This window comes from Aureimonas sp. ME7 (assembly GCF_903970965.1).
In the GTDB taxonomy this organism is placed as follows: Bacteria; Pseudomonadota; Alphaproteobacteria; order Rhizobiales; family Rhizobiaceae; genus Aureimonas.
In genome coordinates this window covers 153957-173003 of the sequence record NZ_CAJCKW010000005.1, presented here as the reverse complement: position 1 = coordinate 173003, position 19047 = coordinate 153957, and the positions used below count along the sequence as shown (strand labels likewise).

The 19047-nt window shown below is 63.8% G+C and carries 19 protein-coding genes and 1 tRNA gene; 4 read left to right on the top strand and 16 right to left on the bottom strand.

Annotated features, from left to right (window positions below; all coding sequences use genetic code 11):
* Positions 1-58: 58 nt before the first annotated feature.
* The 11 genes from H7A85_RS10995 to rplU all read right to left on the bottom strand — a co-directional run bounded on the left by H7A85_RS10995 (position 59) and on the right by rplU (position 7517).
* On the bottom strand, positions 59-223 hold the full coding sequence (locus H7A85_RS10995; protein WP_182085976.1) for a hypothetical protein: 165 nt from the start codon (positions 221-223) through the stop codon (positions 59-61).
* 15 nt (positions 224-238) lie between these two features.
* Positions 239-721: a 23S rRNA (pseudouridine(1915)-N(3))-methyltransferase RlmH gene (gene rlmH / locus H7A85_RS10990; protein WP_182085975.1), complete on the bottom strand. Its 483-nt coding sequence runs from the start codon at positions 719-721 to the stop codon at positions 239-241.
* A 24-nt stretch (positions 722-745) separates the two neighbouring features.
* A complete protein-coding gene (gene rsfS, locus H7A85_RS10985) occupies positions 746-1078 on the bottom strand; it encodes a ribosome silencing factor (protein ID WP_182086116.1) in 333 nt (110 codons plus the stop codon).
* A 162-nt stretch (positions 1079-1240) separates the two neighbouring features.
* Positions 1241-1882 carry a nicotinate-nucleotide adenylyltransferase gene (locus H7A85_RS10980; protein WP_244631118.1) on the bottom strand — a complete coding sequence of 214 codons (642 nt, stop codon included), beginning with the start codon at positions 1880-1882 and terminating at the stop codon, positions 1241-1243.
* Positions 1879-3153, bottom strand: coding sequence for a glutamate-5-semialdehyde dehydrogenase (locus tag H7A85_RS10975; RefSeq protein WP_182085974.1), 1275 nt, complete (start codon positions 3151-3153; stop codon positions 1879-1881). The genes H7A85_RS10980 and H7A85_RS10975 overlap by 4 nt, the downstream gene beginning before the upstream one ends.
* Complete coding sequence (proB, locus tag H7A85_RS10970) at positions 3143-4294, bottom strand: glutamate 5-kinase (RefSeq protein WP_182085973.1); 1152 nt, start codon at positions 4292-4294, stop codon at positions 3143-3145. The genes H7A85_RS10975 and proB overlap by 11 nt, the downstream gene beginning before the upstream one ends.
* Positions 4291-5361, bottom strand: a complete 1071-nt coding sequence (gene obgE, locus H7A85_RS10965) for a GTPase ObgE (protein ID WP_182085972.1) — start codon at positions 5359-5361, stop codon at positions 4291-4293. Before obgE ends, proB begins: the two co-directional genes overlap by 4 nt.
* 93 nt (positions 5362-5454) lie before the next feature.
* A complete protein-coding gene (locus H7A85_RS10960; protein WP_182085971.1) occupies positions 5455-5979 on the bottom strand; it encodes a DUF3833 family protein in 525 nt (174 codons plus the stop codon).
* Between the two features lie 41 nt (positions 5980-6020).
* On the bottom strand, positions 6021-6596 hold the full coding sequence (locus H7A85_RS10955; protein ID WP_182085970.1) for a GNAT family N-acetyltransferase: 576 nt from the start codon (positions 6594-6596) through the stop codon (positions 6021-6023).
* 124 nt (positions 6597-6720) lie between these two features.
* Positions 6721-6990 (bottom strand): 50S ribosomal protein L27, encoded by a 270-nt coding sequence (gene rpmA, locus H7A85_RS10950; RefSeq protein ID WP_182085969.1) that lies wholly within the window; start codon positions 6988-6990, stop codon positions 6721-6723.
* A 119-nt stretch (positions 6991-7109) separates the two neighbouring features.
* Positions 7110-7517 carry a 50S ribosomal protein L21 gene (rplU, locus tag H7A85_RS10945; protein ID WP_182086114.1) on the bottom strand — a complete coding sequence of 136 codons (408 nt, stop codon included), beginning with the start codon at positions 7515-7517 and terminating at the stop codon, positions 7110-7112.
* A gap of 351 nt (positions 7518-7868) precedes the next feature.
* Between rplU and H7A85_RS10940 the strand changes: the two genes are divergently transcribed.
* Positions 7869-7955: transfer RNA gene (locus H7A85_RS10940), tRNA-Ser, on the top strand.
* Positions 7956-8276: 321 nt separating this feature from the next.
* Here the strand turns inward: H7A85_RS10940 and H7A85_RS10935 are convergent.
* Genes H7A85_RS10935 through H7A85_RS10925 form a run of 3 tightly spaced genes read right to left on the bottom strand, consistent with a single transcriptional unit; the run spans position 8277 to position 11637 of the window.
* The gene (locus H7A85_RS10935; RefSeq protein WP_182085968.1) at positions 8277-9179 is read right to left on the bottom strand and encodes a plasmid partitioning protein RepB C-terminal domain-containing protein; all 903 of its coding nucleotides are present in this window, start codon (positions 9177-9179) and stop codon (positions 8277-8279) included.
* The gene (locus H7A85_RS10930) at positions 9176-10069 is read right to left on the bottom strand and encodes a plasmid partitioning protein RepB C-terminal domain-containing protein (protein ID WP_182085967.1); all 894 of its coding nucleotides are present in this window, start codon (positions 10067-10069) and stop codon (positions 9176-9178) included. The genes H7A85_RS10935 and H7A85_RS10930 overlap by 4 nt, the downstream gene beginning before the upstream one ends.
* Complete coding sequence (locus H7A85_RS10925) at positions 10066-11637, bottom strand: recombinase family protein (protein WP_280514917.1); 1572 nt, start codon at positions 11635-11637, stop codon at positions 10066-10068. The genes H7A85_RS10930 and H7A85_RS10925 overlap by 4 nt, the downstream gene beginning before the upstream one ends.
* Positions 11638-12252: 615 nt before the next feature.
* Here H7A85_RS10925 and H7A85_RS10920 point away from each other — a divergent pair.
* From H7A85_RS10920 to H7A85_RS10910, 3 genes are all read left to right on the top strand, one after another.
* Entirely contained in the window at positions 12253-13245 is a 993-nt protein-coding gene (locus H7A85_RS10920) for a site-specific integrase (RefSeq protein ID WP_182085966.1), read from the top strand.
* A 569-nt stretch (positions 13246-13814) separates the two neighbouring features.
* Positions 13815-14792, top strand: a complete 978-nt coding sequence (locus H7A85_RS10915; RefSeq protein WP_182085965.1) for a hypothetical protein — start codon at positions 13815-13817, stop codon at positions 14790-14792.
* A gap of 166 nt (positions 14793-14958) precedes the next feature.
* The gene (locus H7A85_RS10910) at positions 14959-15276 is read left to right on the top strand and encodes a hypothetical protein (protein WP_182085964.1); all 318 of its coding nucleotides are present in this window, start codon (positions 14959-14961) and stop codon (positions 15274-15276) included.
* A gap of 176 nt (positions 15277-15452) precedes the next feature.
* Here H7A85_RS10910 and H7A85_RS10905 read toward each other — a convergent pair whose 3' ends face one another.
* Entirely contained in the window at positions 15453-15590 is a 138-nt protein-coding gene (locus H7A85_RS10905) for a hypothetical protein (RefSeq protein WP_182085963.1), read from the bottom strand.
* A 20-nt stretch (positions 15591-15610) separates the two neighbouring features.
* Complete coding sequence (locus H7A85_RS10900; protein ID WP_182085962.1) at positions 15611-19021, bottom strand: DEAD/DEAH box helicase family protein; 3411 nt, start codon at positions 19019-19021, stop codon at positions 15611-15613.
* Positions 19022-19047 lie beyond the last annotated feature (26 nt).

The following is a 19047-nucleotide window of genomic DNA, read 5'->3' as shown; positions in this document are numbered from 1 at the left end:
GCTCCGCGTCGCCTTCGCATGCCCGAATTTGCCCAAGCCCTGCACGTCCTGATCCCGATCACCGCTCCTCGAAGGCTCGGCCAGGATCGAGGAAAGGGTTTAAGATTTCATCAACCATGACGGACCGCCCGCCTTGCTGCGATTGCAAACCGGCGAGCGCGGCTGTTCCATGACCAACGGCCTGCGATCTCATGATTTTCAACGAGTTGTGGCGGATCGACATCGCCGGCGCTCGGGTTCAAGCGCGGTGATAGGGGTGCCCGGAAAGGATCGTCGTCGCGCGGTAGAGCTGCTCGGCGAGAAGGATGCGCACGATCTGATGGGGGAGGGTGAGGCGACCGAAGGCAATCGCCTTCTCGGCCTTGGCGCGCAGCGACGGGTCGAGCCCATCCGGGCCGCCGATGACGAAGGCGAGATCGCGGATGCCGGAATCGCGCCACCGGGCGATGAGGTCGGCAAATTCGGGTGAGTCGGGCGTCTTGCCGGTCTCGTCCAGAACCACGAAACGCGCGCCGGCAGGCAGCGCGTCCGCGATGCGCGCGGCCTCGTCGCGCTTGCGCTCCGGCGTCGTGGTCTGGCGTGCTTCGGTGAGTTCCGTGACGCCGCCCCATTCGAGGCCGAGCGCGGTGCCACTCTTGCGCAACCGGTCGAGATAGCGGGCGACGAGCTCGGGCTCCGGCCCGGACTTCATCCGGCCGACGGCGACGATCCAGAGGCGCACCGCGTCAGAACCGGGTCGCCCGGTTCAATGAACCGTCGAATCCTTGGATTCGCTGAGGCTCCACATCTTCTCGATGTTGTAGAAGGAGCGGACCTCGGGGCGGAAGATGTGGACGATGATGTCGCCCGTATCGATCAGCACCCAATCGCCGTTCTGCAAGCCCTCGACCTTGGCATTGCCGAAGCCGGCTTCCTTCAGGTCGCGCAGGAGATGGTCGGCGACGGCCGACACGTGGCGATGCGAGCGGCCCGACGCGATCACCATATGGTCGGCGAGCGCCGACCGGGTGCGCAGATCGATGGAGACCACTTCCTCGGCCTTGGAATCGTCGAGGCTTGCGATCACGACATCGATCATCGGGCGATCGGCGGCGACCTCGGTGGACGGATCGGCGGATGCGGCTTCGACTTGCGATTTCATTTCGGCGACGGGGCTCAGGTCAATCATCCTTGTGCGAGCGGGGCACGGCACTTGTTCTTTGCCGGTCTTCGATCAAGGTGGCAAGCCTCCGTGACCCTTTCAAGACGAACGGCTTAACGCTTCGCGAACCGCGGTGGAGGACAGCGTCGAGCGCCGCCCGTGCAGGAACACCCAGGCGGGCGGCGCGGCGAAGGGCAGGAGCGGGGCGTCGCGCTCGTCGAGCCGATGGCGCCACAGGGTGCGCGCGGCGCGCGAACTCATGGGGGCGAGCGTCGCGCCAGGCCGGTCGATGACCGCGATCGGCAGGCTCTGCGCGATCGCCCGCCAGGACTGCCAGAGATGGAAGCCGGCAAGATTGTCCGCCCCCATCACCCAGACGAACCGCGCGTTCGGCCGCCGGGCGCGAACCAGTTCCACCATGTCGGCGGTGTAGCGAATACGATGGGCGGCCTCGAAACCGGTGACGACGATGCGCCGATCGCGGGCCAGATCGCGGCAGGCGGCGATGCGCTCCGCGAGCGGCGCCAGCGGGCGCCCGGCCTTCAGCGGATTGCCGGGCGTGACGATCCACCACAGCCGATCGAGCCCGAGGCGACGAAGCGCGGTCTCGGCCACGAGGAGGTGCCCCTCGTGCGGCGGATTGAACGACCCGCCGAACAGCCCGATCCGCGCCCCGGCGGGGGCGGGAGGCAGGCGCAGGTTGGCGGGCAGGGGCGGGCGAAGCGCGGGACCTGAGTTCAAGGCCGGAGCTGGCCCGATCCCGAGACGCGGTAGTTGAAGCTCGTCAACTGCTCCACCCCGACGGGTCCGCGCGCGTGCATCTTGCCCGTGGCGATGCCGATCTCGCCGCCGAAACCGAACTCGCCGCCGTCGGCGAACTGGGTGGAGGCGTTGTGCAGGAGGATCGCCGAATCCACCGCACCGAAGAAGCGCTCGGCCGCTGCCGGATCCTGCGTGACGATCGATTCCGTATGGCCGGAGGAATAGCGGGCGATATGCGAGATCGCCCCTTCGACGCCGTTCACGAGGTCGACCGAGATGATCGCGTCGAGATATTCGGTGCGGAAGTCCTCGTCCGTCGCGGGGACGGCGGCGGGGTCGAGCGCGCGAACGGCACCCGAGCCGCGCACCTCGCAGCCTGCCGCGCGCAGCGCGTCGAGGATCGGCAGAAGGTGCGTGCCGGCCACCGCCTCGTCCACGAGCAGCGTTTCCGCCGACCCGCAAACGCCGGTGCGCCGCATCTTGGAGTTCACCGCGACCGATACCGCCATATCGATATCGGCTGATTTGTCGACATAGACGTGGCACAGGCCTTCCAGATGGGCGAACACGGGCACGCGGGCATCGCGCTGGACGCGCTCCACCAGCGAACGCCCGCCGCGCGGCACGATCACGTCGACCGCCCCGTCCAGTCCCGCCAGCATCTCGCCGACGGCCGCGCGGTCGGACACCGGCACGATCTGGATCGCGTCCGCCGGCAGGCCGGCGGCTTCGAGGCCGCGCGCGAGGGCCGCATGGATGGCGGCCGACGAGCGCGCCGAATCCGAGCCGCCGCGCAGGATCACCGCGTTGCCGGATTTGAGGCACAGGGCGCCGGCATCGGCCGTCACGTTCGGCCGGCTCTCGTAGATCACGCCGATCGTGCCGATGGGCGTCCTCACGCGCCGGATGACGAGCCCGTTGGGCCGGGTCCACTCGGCGGCGACGGCACCCACCGGATCGGGCAGGGCGGCGATGTCGCGAAGGCTCTCGGCGATGCCCGCGATCCGCGCCTCGTTCAGCGTCAGCCGGTCGATGAAGGACGCGGCCATGGCGGAGCTTCGCGCGCGCTCGAGATCTTCAGCATTGGCGGCGAGGATTTCGTGCGTCGCGGCTTCCACCGCGTCCGCCATGGCGCGCAGCGCGGCGTCCTTGGTCTCGGGCGGGCTTTGGGCGAGGATCCGCGAGGCGGCCTTGGCGCGCGCGCCCATGTTGCGCATCAGGCCCTGGAGGTCGGCTACCTTATCCAGCATCGCTCACAGCTCCTTCATCCTGCCAGTTGCGCCCGACCACGAGATCGTCGCGGTGGATCATTGCCCCGCGCGCGCCCTGGCCGAGCCGCGCCTCGATCTCGGCCGAGCGCATTCCCGCCACGAGCCGCGCATCGCTCGCATCGTAGGCGACGAGGCCGCGCGCGACCTCCACCCCAGTTTCGTCCAGAACGAGGATCGTGTCGCCGCGCCGGAAATCGCCCTCGACACGGCGAACGCCGGCCGGAAGCAGGCTTTTGCCGGCGTGCAGCGCCTGCACAGCGCCCGCATCCACGAGGAGACGGCCGGAGGCGTTGAGATGGCCGGCGATCCAGCGCTTGCGCGAGCGCACGGGATCGGCGGCCGGGTGAAACAGGGTCGAGCGCTCGCCGCGCCGGATGGCGGCAAGCGGGTTCATCCGCTGGCCCGCGGTGATGATCATCGCCGCACCCGCGCCGCAGGCGATCTTGCCGGCGTCGATCTTGGTCTTCATGCCGCCGCGCGACAACACGGATGCGGCGCCCCCCGCCATCGCCTCGATCTGCGGCGTGATGGCCTCGACCAGCGGAATGTGGCGGGCATCGGGATTTAGCGCCGGGGGCGCGGTGTAGAGCCCGTCGATATCCGACAGGAGGATGAGGAGGTCGGCCGACATCATCGCGGCGACGCGCGCGGCGAGCCGGTCGTTGTCGCCGTAGCGGATCTCGGCCGTGGCGACCGTGTCGTTCTCGTTGATCACCGGAACGGCGCCGAAGCCGAGCAGCGTTCCAACCGTCGCGCGCGCGTTGAGGTAGCGTCGCCGCTCCTCCGTGTCGCCGAGCGTCAGAAGGATCTGCCCGGCTTCGATCCCGTGGGTGCTGAGCGCCTCGCTATAGGCGCGCGCCAGCGCGATCTGCCCGACGGCCGCCGCCGCCTGGCTTTCCTCCAGCTTCAGCGCCCCGCGCGACAGTTTGAGGATCGAGCGCCCGAGCGCGATCGACCCCGACGACACGAGAAGAACCTCGCGCCCTTCGCCCTGAAGCGTCGCCACGTCGGCGGCGAGCGAGCGGAGCCAGTCCGCCTTCAAGCCCGTTTCCGGATCGACCAGGAGCGCCGATCCGATCTTGACGACGATGCGCCGAAACCCGGAAAGGCCGTCGCTCATCGGCGCCAGTCCTCCTCGCTCAAGGCGGCGCCGAACCGCTTGGCGTCGCTCGCCTCCTGTTCTTCCGCGGCGTCCGCGGAAAGGCCTTCGATCTCGCGCCGAAGGCGACGCAGCGCGTCAGGCAGGCCGTGGCGCGTGACGGCGGACAGAACCATCGGCTTCGTTCCAGCGACCTCGGCGAGCGCGTCCAGCTTGTCACGCCTCGTCTCGTCGTCCACCGTATCGGCCTGCGAAAGGGCGACGATCTCGGGCTTCTCGATCAGCCCGGCGTCGTACAGCTCAAGCTCGCGGCGCACCGTGGTGTAGGCATGGGCGACATCCTCCTCCACCGCCGAGACGAGGTGGAGAAGCACGCGGGTGCGCTCGACATGGCCGAGGAACCGGTCGCCGATCCCGACGCCCTCGTGCGCGCCTTCGATCAGGCCGGGAATGTCGGCGATGACGAACTCGTGCCCGTCGACACTGGCAACGCCGAGATTGGGATGCAGCGTCGTGAACGGATAGTCCGCAATCTTCGGGCGCGCCGCCGTGACACTGGCGAGGAACGTCGATTTGCCGGCATTGGGCAGGCCGACGAGCCCTGCATCGGCGATCAGCTTGAGCTGCAGCCAGATCGTCAGCTCTTCGCCCTCAAGGCCCGGGTTGGCGCGGCGCGGCGCCTGGTTGACCGACGACTTGAACTGCCAGTTGCCGAAGCCACCGTTGCCGCCGGCGGCCACACGGAACACCTGCCCGACGTCCGTGAGGTCCGCGAGCAGCGTTTCCTCGTCCTCGGCGAAGACCTGCGTGCCGACCGGCACTTTCAGCGTGACGTCGTCGCCCTTGGCGCCGGTCCTGTTGCGGCCCATGCCGTGCATGCCGATCTTGGCGCGGAAATGCTGCTGGTAGCGGTAGTCGATCAGGGTGTTGAGGCCCGACACGGCCTCGATGAAGACGTCGCCGCCCCGCCCGCCGTCGCCCCCGTCCGGTCCGCCGAACTCGATGAACTTCTCGCGCCGAAAGGACACGGCGCCAGCGCCACCGTCGCCGGAGCGCACATAAACCTTGACCTTGTCGAGAAACTTCATCGTCCTGCCTTGGAAACCGATACGGGCGGATTCGATCCCGGTTGCGGTTTGTTTAGCGCGCTTGGCGCCGGGTTGAAATGAGAACCGTGCCGTTCATCGCGGCTGGTCGTGCGCCCGTAAGGCGTCCTCGCTCTTGGCGAAGGTCACGCTCGATCGCGCCAGGGGCAGACCGAACTTCGAAACGCCGACCGTGTTGGCGATCGTTGCGTCGGCGTTCGCATGCATCTCGTGGCGAAAGTTCAGCAGGAGGGAACCGCCGCCCGGCGCGATGCTCTGATAATGGAGAACCATGCCGTCCGTCGTCAGCTCGCCCCGAACGGGGAATGGCTGGCTCAGGGCACCGTCCTTTTGTTCCGTGCGAACCGTGCCCGACACACTCATGCCGTTTCGATCCAGCGCCCACCGCTGCAACCGCTCGCCGTCTTCGAAGTGGAAGCGCTCGTCGAGATCGAGATGATCGGCGACGGCCCGGCCCTGAAACGTGGCGGTGAACGTCTCCTTGAACACGAGAAGGGTGCGGATGCGACCCTCGCTGACGCTCCGACCGTCGAAGAACGCAAAGACGTCCGTCGTATCGTGCGCCTGGGCCAGCGCAGGTTGGTGAAGCGCCGCCAGCATCACAGGTGCCAGGATCCCAGCGAAGAAAAGACATCGCCTTTTCACCGGCCGACGCCCCAACTCTTCAAGGACTGCCAGGTGCGCCGATCCATCCGATAGGTTTCGCTGGCGACCCGCCCGGCCGCGAGCGAGGTGGAAAGGCCCGTTCCCACATAGCCGAAGCCGCATTTTTGAATCACGCGGCGCGAAGCATTGTTGATGACGCGGCAGCGCACTTCGATGGCGTCGAGCGAAAGGGGCCCGAACCCGTAGTCGAGGACGGTCTGCGCTGCCTCGGTCGCATGCCCTCGGCCCCAGAAGGGGCGGGCGATCCAGTAGCCGAGCTCGGCGACGCCTTCCCGCTCGCGTGCCGCCAGGCTGCACAAGCCGAGAAACGTGCCGGACGTGCGGTCGCGAATGGTCAGCACCAGTTCGTCCGCCGACCCCGCCAGAAACGCCTCGGCGTGGCCCAGCGTATAGGGATGGGGAATGCGCGACGTCATTTCCGCCAGATGCCGGTCGTTCGCATGACGCGCGATCTCGGGCGCATCGGCTATTCCCGCGGACCGCAGAAAAAGATGGTGGGCTTCGAGCCGACATTCGTCGTCGGCATCCAAGCAACTGTCCTCGCAGGTCATCGGACCCCTCCGAAACAAGAAAACGGGGAGATGGCGGCCCATCTCCCCGGTTCTTGTTCCTTGTCCGACTGCTGCGTCGTTCAAAGGCCGGGTCGGTGGGACGCCGGCGCTCTGAAGCAACCGGTCACTCGGCGGCTTCGGCTTTCGGCATGACGGACACGTAGGTTCGCCCCTGCGCCTTGCGCTGGAAGGTCACGGTGCCGTCGGCGACAGCGAAGAGGGTGTGGTCGCGGCCGATGCCGACATTGGCACCCGGGTGCCAGCGCGTACCGCGCTGACGCACGAGGATGTTGCCGGAAATCACGGCTTCACCGCCGAACTTCTTCACGCCGAGGCGCTTGGACTCGGAATCGCGACCGTTGCGGGAAGAACCGCCAGCTTTCTTGTGTGCCATGTCTCAGATCTCCTGATCTCGGGATGCGCCCGGGGCCTTCGAGGAAGGCGCCGCACGAGCGCTGGAAGTGTGTTTGCGTCTCAACGGGGAGGAAGCCGCAAGGCTCCCTCGGACATGTCTCAGGCCTCTTCGCCTTCGGCCTTCTTCTTGGCAGCGCGAGGCTTCTTGGCAGCGGTCTCCTCGCCGGCGGTCTCGGCCTTGGCGGCCTTCGCCTCGGGCGCCTTGCCGTCGGTCAGGATCTCCGAGATGCGGATCAGCGTCAGATCTTGGCGATGGCCGCGGGTGCGCTTGGAATTCTGGCGACGACGCTTCTTGAAGGAGATCACCTTCGGGCCGCGCGTCTGTTCGACGATCTCGCCGACGACGGTGGCGCCGGCCACGAAGGGCGCGCCGATCGTAGAGCCGACCATCAGGACTTCGGTGAACGACACGCTGTCGCCCGCCGCACCGGGAAGGCGCTCGATCTCGAACTGGTCGTTGGCGGCGACGCGGTACTGCTTTCCGCCGGTCTTGATCACTGCAAACATCATCTTGCCTCTTGGGTCCGACTCTCGCGCGTCAGGGCGCACGGGTCGTCTTCTTTTGTTTCTTGACGATGCCGAAGCCGCTCACCAAGGCTCGATGGGATCCGAGGCATGGCTATCGACGCGCGTTGCCTAGCCCTTGAGGGGGCAAAGGTCAAGTGAACTCGAGCGCTCGCAACAAGGGTTCGCCGCCGTCGCGTTGACCGGAGCGGGACGCCGTCGCCAGGCTGCGATGATTGCCGACGATTGCCCCTTGTAAAACCATCCGACGTTTTGTTACAGAGCGCTCGCGCCGATCGGCGTCGACCACGCCTTACAGCGCATGCTTTTGATCCCTCGGGATCGACCTCGGACGGAGAGGTGGCAGAGTGGTTGAATGCACCGCACTCGAAATGCGGCATACTCGCAAGGGTATCGGGGGTTCAAATCCCTCCCTCTCCGCCGCCGATTTCCCAGCAAATACACTGACTTGAGGCAATATCTGCTTTGGGTTCTTTGCGACGCTTCCTAGAACGCCGGCGCAGAATTCGAAAAATCAGCCACGATCCCGGCACGACCGCTCAGATTGAGATGCGAGCGGCTAGCGCGGACCGTCGGAATCGAGGCTGAAACTGCGGTTCGCGCCAGCAGGTGAGCGCAGCGTCACCGTTCCGACCGGAGTGTTAGGTCCTCCGTCGTTGCACGCACCCCTTGTCCTGGCAGAAGGGACGAAGCGGATACGGCTTATTGTGGCTAAAGACCTTACGTGGCGCCAGCAGAGGATCAGGCCGCTTTGTCGGTCAGCGTGGTGGCCTCAGCGATTGCCTGGAAGTGCTCAAGGTATTCCGGTCTGTGCTGGAGAAGGTAGCGAACGATGCGAGGATTGCTAAGAAGTTTGCCGAGATAACCCTTCATCACGGTTAGCTGGAGATGCTCCTTACCGTAAGTCTCCTGGATCTCGACCATGGTCTCCTGAAGCCGGGCAAGCTCCTTCTCCATTCGAGCCATCGTCTCAGGCGTGACGTTGCGCACCTTTTTCGACTTTCTGTCGCCGGCGAGCTCGCTGGAAGGTGTGCCTGCCAGAAGCGCCGTCGCATAACCCACCGTATAGTTATTCGCGGCGATCATCAGCTCGGTGGCCTCGATCTGGCGCAGCGGTTTCATTCGCTTCAAGATCTCGAAGACCGCCATCGGACACATCGTGTCCTTGAGCATCGACACCGCCTCCTGGCAGACGCCGTCGAGCAGTGTAGCCTTCCTACGCACGCTGTTGACGTGGAGGCTGAGGGCACGCGCGATCTTCTCATTTGAGACGCCGCGAGCCATCGCCTTCAAGATCATGGCGTTTTCCTGGACTGCGGACAGGCGACTGATCCGCTTGTTGAAGGTGAAGCTCTCATCGTCGGTTGAGACGAGGCACTCAACTTCTGTTCGGCCGAGATCCTTCAGGATCTCAACGCGCACGTGGCCATCGAGAAGGAGGAAGTTGCACGGATCGCCGACAATCCTTGCGATCACCGGCGGCTCCACCAGCCCGACCTCTATTACAGAAGTGCGGATCTGCTGGTATTTGTGGCTCGCCTTGACCGACGCCCGAGGGGGGCGGACAGGGAGGAGGCATGCGATGGACACGGTAACGCATTCCGATTCGAAGGCGATGTCCCTTGTGCTCTCGATGTTCGTCATGCCTGGCCTCCAACGATCCGGATCTCCAAATCCCGAGGCATGGTATCGAGGCGTTCGGCCCGCAGAAGCGTGACGAAGTTCTCATCGGCACGTAGGGTTTTGAGCGCCTCGACGACGAAGAGCAGGCGGGTCTGCGTCACCTCAGCCTTCTTCACGAGCAAGCGCTGCTTGTCGGCCTCCTGCTGAAAGATGCGGACAATGGCCTCAGATGTCTTAGCCTTGCTCAGCTTCTTGCCGAATGGATTGGTCGACAAGTGTTTGCCGCGCCGCGTCCTCTGCTCGATCAGGCGCCGCATCTTCACCAACCGGGAACCGGAGATCCTGCCCTCGGTATAGGCCTCAGCCAACATTTGTTGGATGGTCTCGTCGTCAGCGCGGGCGATCTCGATCGCTACCGAGATGGGGATTGTTCCCACATCCACGGCCTCGATGAGGCGCTGCTCGCCCTTTTCGATCAGCGTCGCCATCATACTAACCCATTCGGGCGAGGCGCCGATCTTCTCGGCGATCTGCCGGTCGTTGTAGCCCCGCCCGCGCAGCGTCGCCACGTCCTGAAGCAGGTCGACGGATCGATGCTGCCGGCGAGCGCAGTTTTCGACGAGGCTCATGATGAGGCATTCCTCCTCGGACGCCTCTTTGACGATGGCCGGGATCTCTGCCCGGCCAAGCTCTCGAAAAGCCTCAATCCGTCCCTGACCGCAGATGAGGCCATAGGTTCGCCGGCCATCCGGGCCGATCATCCTGTTGACGCTGATCGGCCGCTTCAATCCGACCGCTCGAATACTCTCCACTACCTCCAGGAACTTACGCCGGTTACGGGCACGCGGGTTCAGGATGATGATTTGGTCGATAGGGACCATCTGCGTTTGGGTGTGCTTCGCCACAGTCATGCGGCCTCCTCAAATCGGGCTCGAGCTGCAAGGGAGAACAGGAAGTCGAGTGTCTCGAAGCGATAGCCGTCCAGTGACAGACCGTTGTTCTCAGCCAGTCGAAGCTTCGGCGCAGTCATGTCGAGACGTGGAAGCAGGTAATAGTCCAGGGGAGCGACGTTGCCGCTGTCCATGCGTATCGCGACGGTGATGTCAGGCGCGAGTCCTGTGTCGAGCCGGATGCGCCAGCGCGGCGAGGCCCCTCGCGTTTCCCCGCACCGAGCCACGACGACGGACGTGGTGAATTCGCCGTTGACGTCGATCAGCCCCGTCGCGGGATCAACGTGGACGTCGCCGCCCGCAGCGCGCAGGCCATCAACCACCACGGTGACGACGTCGGGATGCATGGCTCGCAGCCGCTGGTTGATCTCGACGTAACGGTAATCTCGCTGAGGGCTGTAACCGACGAGGCGATAAGCGCGCAGCAGGCTACCGAACCGGTTTCTATAGACGCTACTCGAAGGCATGTCCTCGCGCTCGTCGATGACGATGCTGGACAAGGACCCTTGCGCTCTCAAGAGAGACCTGAGCAGTTCGAGGAGCTCGTCGTCGGACAGTCTTCGGCTTCGCTCCTCCACAATCTTCGCGGCCCGCTCGAAGACGGCGGGATCGACGATCGGCGCGAAGGCGCCGCGTGCGCGCACCCAGTGCTCCTGGGTGTTAACGACCCGGCGCATTTTTAGCTTGAATGAGACCCGGTTGAAGACGTTGTCGCCGATGTATTTCGGGTTCGTCAGCACTTGATGAACTGTGCCCCGCGTCCATGGGCGTCCGAGATCAGTCAAAATGCCTTCGCCGTTCAGCTGTGCCGCGATTTCCAGCTCTCCGATTCTTAGATCGACGAAGAGCTGATAGATACGTTTGATCACTTCGACCTCTTCAGAGGGGCCGGGGACCAGAATTACGCGATCAGTCTGAAGGCTCTTGCGCTCGCCGATTGCGAGTTCAGCCTTCCGCTCGCCGTTCGCGTCAATCAGAAGCCGCCGAAGGCCGTAGCCAGCCATCCCGCCCTGACGATACCCTTTCTCGACGAGGCGGCATTGACCGGCGAAGACCTTCACGGAAAGCTCGCGGCTGTATTCACCAGCCATGACCCGCTTCACGGTCTTCAGAAGGTTGGAGCCGATGCTGCCATCGTTCTCAAATTGCTCGGCGCAGTAGTGGACGACGATGTCCGCCCGCGCGCACAGGAACTCAAGATGCGCCCCGTGGTCGGCGTTTTGGAAGCGCCCCCAGCGGCTGACGTCGTAGACCAGGATCGCGCCGAAGCCAGCGGAACCACTTTCTACGTCGGCGAGGAGGCGCCGGAATGCGTCGCGCCCCTCTAGGTTGAGGCCGCTCTTGCCGGCATCCTCGTAAACCCGGACGATCTCGATGTTCCGAGCCTCGGCAAACCGTTCAATGGCCGCCAGTTGGTTCTCCGTTGAGTAGCGTTGGTTTTCGGTCGACATCCGCACGTAGGCTGCTGCCCAACGCGGCCGATCCTCGCGTCTTCCGGCCGTCGGCGGTGATCCGTCACGTCCACTCAATCGCCTAGGCTCCGCTCGTTGCAATCGTGTCGGCGTATCTCGCTCGGCACTACAGCGCGCAGGAGCGTGGAATGTCCTTTCCGAAGTCGTGTAAGACCTTGCCCAATCGGCGGCGTGGGACGCCGACCCAACCGTCCTTCGCCCGGCTAATTTCGACCGCTCTGCGGACGTCTCTCAAAGGCCAGTCCTCGAAGGTGAAGACGGTGGCCCTTTGGACAGGTGCGAACGAGAGGACAGTGAAGAACTGGCTGTCCGGCGAACGGGCGCCGAGCGGAGATCACTTCCTAGGTCTGGCCGCAAATTGCCCCGCCGTGCTTGCCGCTTTCCTTGCGGCCATCCGGCGGAATGACTGCCTCGTGATGGCAGACATCGAAGAGGCGCGTGCCAAGGTTGCCGCTGCGCTAGCGGCACTCGAAGCGGTGAGGGCGGTTCAGATGGAGACGGCGACGCCGACGACGTCGAGCACCTAACGAGCTGCTTTGGTCGTTCGCTTCACTCTTATCGCGACTTTGCCTTCGGCATCACTGCCGTGCAGCCAGCCTCTGCCCAACGGAGCCTTGGGACCGCGCCTGGGGCGTCCTAGACGATCTCTTCAAGACCTATCAGGAGATCGACGTGGCAACGATCAGGAAGCTCAGGGGACGATGGCAAGCCCAAGTGCGCCGTCGAGGTATGAAGCCGAGAGCGAAGAGCTTCGACACGAAAGGCGAAGCGGAGCGCTGGGCTCGAGACCTGGAGACGCAGGTCGACCGCTTCGGTGCCGCGCCCGATACGAAGATCCTGGAGACCACGACCCTCCGTGATCTTCTCGAACGATACCAGCGAGAGGTTACGCCAGGAAAGCGGGGGAGGGACCAGGAGCACCAACGCCTCGACGTCCTCATGCGGCATGACCTGGCGCACCGCACACTGGTCGCTCTCGCCGCGTCAGACTTCGCAACATATCGAGACGAGCGTCTACTGACGGTCAGTCCCGCGACGGCGCTCCGAGAGATCGCAGTCTTGTCGCACGTCCTGGAAGTCGCCATCCGGGACTGGAGCTATCCGCTCGCTCGTAACTGGGCGAAGAGCATTCGTCGCCCGCACGTCAGCAACGCCCGTGAGCGTCGTCTGGAGGGCGACGAAGAAGCCCGATTGTTGTCCGCCTGCGCGCTGCTGCGGACGCCATGCTTGAAAGCCCTCCTGATCGTCGCCAGTGACTCAGGGATGCGCCGTGGCGAGCTTCTGGGTCTCCGGTGGAAAGATGTAGCATTGGAGAGGCAGATCGCGTCCCTCCACGTCACGAAAAACGGTAGCCCGCGACAGGTGCCTCTGACGAAGCGAGCGGTCGAAATGCTTGGCGAACTGAAGGGTGACGACGTCGACCTGGACGACGTGGTGTTCCCGATTTCACCTGGTAGCTTAGAGCAGATGTGGCGTCGTCTATGTAGGCACGCGAAGGTAGATGGGCTGCGCTTTCACGACCTGCGCCATGAAGCCGTCAGTCGCCTTTTCGAGCGAGGGCTAAATGTGATCGAGGTCTCTGCCATCAGTGGGCACAAGGAGCTTCGGATGCTGAAGCGGTATTCCCACCTGAGTGCAGACGATCTGGTAGCGCGAATTTCCTGATAGTAGGACGTCGAAAGTCGAAGTCCTAGAGGAATTCGTATTAGTCGAAGGAGATGCGTCTCGGTGCCGACCGGAATCGGCATGCAACCACCGCTTCGGATGGGGTGACAACATTCCTTGGCGGTTGAGCAATGTTATCCATGCCCAACGGCTCCGCCGATCCGTAAATCGAAACTGCCCGCTAGTTTCCTCTTAGGCCAATTAAGAGGGATCTTGTCGCTACCTTTACATCAAATTGACGACCAGAGGCCAAGATCGGTATTTTCGCCGATATGGAAAGCGCGCCACGTGATCTATGGTCGGTTCTTGTAGGCAGAAGTGATCAGGAGGTCGTGGACGCTCGGAAAATCCCGTCCGGCTGCATGTGCAGCCCAAGGCCATGTATCGAGGCGCCACCGCTCTCTCCGACAAAATACGCAACCCTCCGGCCATCTCGCTATAGCTGACCTACCAACCGAGCAAAAGCTCGGAGAGTAGGCCGGCAGCGAGGAGAGCGAGGACACATGCACCTTTATTCATGCAGCGCGGGGGAGCGCCTCCTGGACACGATCCAGGCCAGAAGCCTGATCATGCCCGACATTCTCGAGCGGGAACAGGAGGTCGCCCAAAGCAAATGGTTTGCTTACCGCTTCGCGTCGCCAATGGTCGCGACGAAGTTGTTCGCCGAGATCTATCGCCGAGAGTTCAAGAACTACATTCGCGTCAATGGCGACGTCGCGCTGGCACAGCAAGCGAAGGCGCTCTCGATGGCAATCTTTAGTAAGCCGTCGAGCTCACTGACCCAGCTTTGGAAGGCCCGTCAGCGTGCCGACGAAATCGGCGTGCCTTACGATGTCCTGATCGAGTTCGGTTTCCGCTTCGCTGGAGGTCGAGTGTGGAAGCATGCACCGAGACCGTCGCAGCTGTTCGGCACAAAGGGCTCGCCAGTCGCTTGGCAGCTCGAGTTCAACAAGTTCCTGGGCGACCGTATGCCATTGGCGATCGATCGCTTGATGGACCTGCCGCAGTATCGTGTCGAGAACTATCGCGGCCTTGTGGCGCAGGACGAGTTCAGAGCGCTGCTCCTTGCTCGGTTAGCGGTGGCCTCAGGTCCATGGCACGCTAAGATCGGCCGACAGTGTCTAGAGCTGCGTCACCTGCCGCTCCGAATGGCGTTGAGTATTGTATCGCCCCATCTGCGCGCAAACCTTGTCCGAGAGCTTCGTTCTGATCGTGAGCGCGGAGTCCTGGGAGCGGCAGCTCAAGAGTTCTTGCCGCAGATCGCCTATGTGCCCGCGTCTTTCGGTCTCTCGGGCGCTCAGGAGGTTTCTACCGGCGGACGCAAGGATCTCGCTTTCGAGGAGTTCGGCAGTCGGTTTGGTGAACGGGTCACAGCGCAAATGCTGTCGCGACATGGATGTCTGTCGCCGGTGCAGGTGGCGCAGGATAGCCGGCGAAGAGAGGGTCAACGCCGCCGGACCGCAAAGCATCGAGCGAAGGTTCGAGCCGCGGCTTGTGTGAACCCAGCAGCGCTGTCTTTGACAACCGGAGACGGGGAAGCTGCTTAGCGTCCTAGCCGTGCTGTAACGGTTTCCCAAAAATATATTCTCTTTAAAAAGAACAGATAATAGGGAAACCGTTACACCTCTATTCGGCTGCTGACATCGCGACACTCCCCATCTCCGGTTCTATGCTTGCGTCCCCACCGTTTCCGTCGACCTACAAAACGAGAACATGATGACATCCTATTCAACCGACCTCCGGCGGTTCTTCCGCAATCGCTTCGAAATCTATGCAGACTACGGCGATGTGAGCGCGGCGGCCGAGCTCGACGGATCGTCGTTCACCCTTGCCGACATGTGTTGGCATCTCCAGAACGACAGTGAACCGTTCCCCCGTCACTATGACCTGGATCTACGACGCATTATGGCGCGTGCTGGATCTGGCGTAATCGCACGCCCGCGCACCTATGGCGAGGTCGCGCAACTGATCCGTCTTCAGCTCGGTGAGGAGGCGTCGACCGCCTCAACGTGTCTTGGTTATCGGCGCTGAAGGGTCGCATAGGGGCAGGCGCTCATACGAGCTCACCAGCCAGCGCGGTTGTTTATGTGCACGACGGAGCGAACAGGGAGCTGGTGCTCGCTGGCGAGCTCGTATGAATCACCAACGATGTTCGCGAACTTCTGGTTCGCTATCTCGCTGTCGTTGAACGTCTCGATCCTTCTGTTTCACTCGCACGAAATCGATCTCGCCCACTTGCGGTAGCTCGTGGAGGGCTCGCTTAGCTCGTCGGCAAAATCGAAGTAGACGATCGCACGCTTCTGCTTCTCGATATGCTGCACGAGGTTGCGCAGGAGCAGGCGCACGAACTCTAGGTGCGGAACGCTTATGCCACTGCGCTCTCGTTAATTTCCCGGATGACCTGGAACAGACGGTCGATCCTCACCGTATCGAAGACTTGGTCGGGTCCTCGCGGAGCGACGTCGGTGAACGGACTCTCGTAGAGAAGCTCCGGCTCCATCACGCCTCGCTGGGTCAGGTGATCGACGACCAGACCGATGAACTCGATCTGTGCGGCTGTCGCGGCTCCATCGGCGATGAATTCGCCGAAGGCCGAGCTGACGGCGTTGCGATCGAGACCGATCAGCGAGCGGACGAAACGGCCGAAGCCGGCGCTGCTCCCTCGCGCCTGTTCGATGGCCACGGTGTCGCCGATGCCAGCGTCGAGTAGCATATGCTCCAGCACGCTGAGATCGGTTGCGGTGAGGGGCCGGCCCTGCCGGAGCTTGTGCAGCGCAATGTGGTCTTCATGCTTCCTCAGGAAAGCACGCGCTTTCGCCTTGAACCGAACGAAGTCGACGGCTCCGACCTGTGGCAGATCATGGAGGATCCCCTCTCCAATCTCGTCGGCGAAGTCGGAATAGACGATCGACCGCTTGCGCTTCTCGATGTGCTGGATGAGATCGCGCAGGCGCAGGCGAACGAGTTCCAACAGCGGCACTGTCACGCCTTGCCACCAGAGATCGTTCTGGATCTCTTCGATCAGCACGGCCTGAGCCGCGATGCCCGGGATTGCAGTCTGCTCTTCCAGGGCAGAGGCAATCTCCAACAACTGCGTGCGTAGTGCGTTGAACCGCTTCGAGCCCTTCAGTAGGGCGAGTTCGAGCGAAAACATGAGAAGGTCGAAACGCTTCGCCTCCTCGGTGCCGTGCCGCTTGGCCGTCGGCAGCGGGGCAACCTCCTCGACGAGTTCATCGCGCGCCTCGGCGTCGATCGCGATCCAGGCCTCGGGCGCCAGATATTTCTCGACCGAGCGCCGCCGCTGCCGAACGATGAAATTGTCGAGATTCATGCCGGCGACGGTCTCGCGCAGCTCGGCGACCGCGTCGTTGCGGATCTGCTCCTCGCTCCGCACGGCGTCATCCCTGGCTTCGTAGGACGCGGCCTCCTCGACGAGCCCGCCGACCTTCGTCCGCTTGTCGTCGAGCGCACGCACCAGATCGAGCCGCGCCGCGAAGAGGCGTGTCGAGAGCGAGACTGCGGCCCCGGCATCCTTCATCTCAGGGTTCGCGCCGAAGAATTCGAGGTTCTGGCAGAAGTCGAAGACGCGGAAAAAAGCCTTGTCGTCGCCGGGACCGAAGAGGTCGGGGCAGAGCCGCGTGCCGCGCCCCATCATCTGCCAGAATTTGGTCTTGGACCGCACGGGCTTGAAGAAGACTAGGTTCACCACCTCCGGCACGTCGATGCCGGTGTCCAGCATGTCGACAGAAATCGCCACATGGGGCGCCTTGGTCTTCTCGGAGAAGTCGTCGATCAGGCTCTGAGCGTAATCGGTCTTGTAGGTGACGATCCGGGCGAAGTGACCCTTGTGCTCGGGGTAGGCGAGGTTGAAGCGCTTCTCGATGAACTCGGCATGGGCCTGATTTTTGGCGAACACGATCGTCTTCCCGAGCCGGTCGCCGCCCTCGACCTTGACGCCTTTCTCCATGAAATGCGCGATGACGTGGTCGACTGTATCCTCGTTGAATAGCCGCTTGTTGATCTCAGCCGCTTCCACGCTGTCGGGGATCTCGTCCTCGCCCCACTCCAGCATGTCCCACTGGTCCTTCTCCGCCTCGGACAGATCGTCATAGCGGAGGCCGGAACGCATGATCTTTAACGGGACCGACATCGCTTCGGGCGGCACGAGATGACCGTCGCGCACGGCCTCGTCGAGCGAATAGGCGTCGGTCGGCACGCCGTCCTCGAGGTCGAAGAGGGCATAGGTGTCGTGATCGACATCCTCGCGCGGGGTCGCGGTGAGGCCGACGAGGCAGCTGTCGAAATATTGGAAGATGGCGCGGTAGCGCTGGTAGACGGAGCGGTGCGCCTCGTCGATTACCAAGAGGTCGAAATGGCCGGGACCGAAGGCGCGCTGCCCTTGCGACCTGCCGTCGATGAGGTTCATCATGGTCGGATAGGTCGACAGGAACACCCGGCCCTCGACCGTCTTCTCCGTCACGAGGTTCACGGGCGCCGAGTCCGGCAGATGGGCTTTGAAGGCGTTCGCCGCCTGGCTCACCAGCGCCGTGCGGTCGGCCAGGAAGAGGACGCGCTTCACCCAGCCCGCGCGCATCAGTAGATCGACCAGCGCGATCACGGTGCGCGTCTTGCCCGAGCCCGTCGCCATCACGAGTAGCGCTTTGCGCTCGCGCTCGTCCTCGAAGCTTCGGGCGATCGCACGGATCGCGCGGTGCTGATAGGGCCGTTCCACGATTCTGTGGTTCAGCCGCTCCGAAGCCAGCGATCTGCGGCTCGAGCGGCGTTGGATCATCAGCTCCAGCTCGTCGCGCTTGTAGAAGCCGCCGATGGCGCGGGGCGGCGATTGCAGATCGTCCCAGATCCAATGTTCGTAGCCGTTGGAGAGGAAGATCACCGGGCGCCGGCCGAACCGTGCTTCGAGCGCGTCGGCATAGAGCTTGGCCTGCTGCCGACCCTTCTGAGGGCTGTGCTTCGTCGCCTTGGCCTCGACGAGGGCGAGCGGCATACCATCGGCGCCCCAAAGCACGTAGTCAACGAAGCCGATGCCGCTCGCGGACGGCATGCCGGAGACCTCGAACTCCACGTCCTCCGGCCGATCCAGTGCCCAACCCGCTTCCTTAAGGAGCAGGTCGATGAAGCGATCGCGGGTCTCGGCCTCCTTGTAGTCGTGTGTGTCGGGAACGGCGGCATTCGCTTGGCGCGCCTTCGCTACCTCGGCCCTGAGGGCCTTGAGCTCCTGGTCGAGTTCCAGACGCCCCGCGAGCAGCTTCGTCAGTTCGCCGTCCCGCGCTTCCAGCGCCTTCTGCTGGCTCTGCAACTGGGCGAAGGCGCGGCGCACGACGTCGTCCCGGCGCGTCAGCTGGGCGGCATCGAAGCTCAGCGCATCGGCCGGGCGCGTCCCCCGTGCGTAGGTGCGCGCGAACCAGAAGCAGACGTGGAACAGCTCCTTCACCGCCCCCTGCGCCTCGGTGGGCGAGATCGCCTTCTCCTCGTGAACGGCGCGATTGCGCAGCCGGTTGATCAGCCGCGCCTTCTCCACGACGGCCGGCCCTGCCAACTGCTTGAAGCTTGGCTCGGCAAGGAGCGCCGCGATGTTGTCCTGATAGGGCAGCTTCAGCCCGCCATCGTTGCGGAATGCCCATTTCACCGCGACCTCGACGGCCTTGCCGGCAAAAAAGGCACCCGCCGTCGGCGAGGCCGCCACCTGCCGCTCGGCCTCCACCGCCGCCTCGTGGATATGGGGAAATTCGGGGAGAAGGAAGTCGAAATTGGACATGGGCCTCAGACTGGCTGGGACGCGTT

What these genes read in the sequence shown, in the direction of transcription:
- H7A85_RS10995 (WP_182085976.1), bottom strand. Translation starts at nt 223, where the DNA reads ATGTCGATCCGCCACAACTCGTTGAAAATCATGAGATCGCAGGCCGTT.
- rsfS (WP_182086116.1), bottom strand. Translation starts at nt 1,078, where the DNA reads ATGATCGATGTCGTGATCGCAAGCCTCGACGATTCCAAGGCCGAGGAA.
- H7A85_RS10975 (WP_182085974.1), bottom strand. Translation starts at nt 3,153, where the DNA reads ATGCTGGATAAGGTAGCCGACCTCCAGGGCCTGATGCGCAACATGGGC.
- proB (WP_182085973.1), bottom strand. Translation starts at nt 4,294, where the DNA reads ATGAGCGACGGCCTTTCCGGGTTTCGGCGCATCGTCGTCAAGATCGGA.
- obgE (WP_182085972.1), bottom strand. Translation starts at nt 5,361, where the DNA reads ATGAAGTTTCTCGACAAGGTCAAGGTTTATGTGCGCTCCGGCGACGGT.
- H7A85_RS10960 (WP_182085971.1), bottom strand. Translation starts at nt 5,979, where the DNA reads ATGCTGGCGGCGCTTCACCAACCTGCGCTGGCCCAGGCGCACGATACG.
- H7A85_RS10955 (WP_182085970.1), bottom strand. Translation starts at nt 6,596, where the DNA reads ATGACCTGCGAGGACAGTTGCTTGGATGCCGACGACGAATGTCGGCTC.
- rpmA (WP_182085969.1), bottom strand. Translation starts at nt 6,990, where the DNA reads ATGGCACACAAGAAAGCTGGCGGTTCTTCCCGCAACGGTCGCGATTCC.
- rplU (WP_182086114.1), bottom strand. Translation starts at nt 7,517, where the DNA reads ATGTTTGCAGTGATCAAGACCGGCGGAAAGCAGTACCGCGTCGCCGCC.
- H7A85_RS10935 (WP_182085968.1), bottom strand. Translation starts at nt 9,179, where the DNA reads ATGACGAACATCGAGAGCACAAGGGACATCGCCTTCGAATCGGAATGC.
- H7A85_RS10930 (WP_182085967.1), bottom strand. Translation starts at nt 10,069, where the DNA reads ATGACTGTGGCGAAGCACACCCAAACGCAGATGGTCCCTATCGACCAA.
- H7A85_RS10915 (WP_182085965.1), top strand. Translation starts at nt 13,815, where the DNA reads ATGCCCGACATTCTCGAGCGGGAACAGGAGGTCGCCCAAAGCAAATGG.
- H7A85_RS10910 (WP_182085964.1), top strand. Translation starts at nt 14,959, where the DNA reads ATGATGACATCCTATTCAACCGACCTCCGGCGGTTCTTCCGCAATCGC.
- H7A85_RS10900 (WP_182085962.1), bottom strand. Translation starts at nt 19,021, where the DNA reads ATGTCCAATTTCGACTTCCTTCTCCCCGAATTTCCCCATATCCACGAG.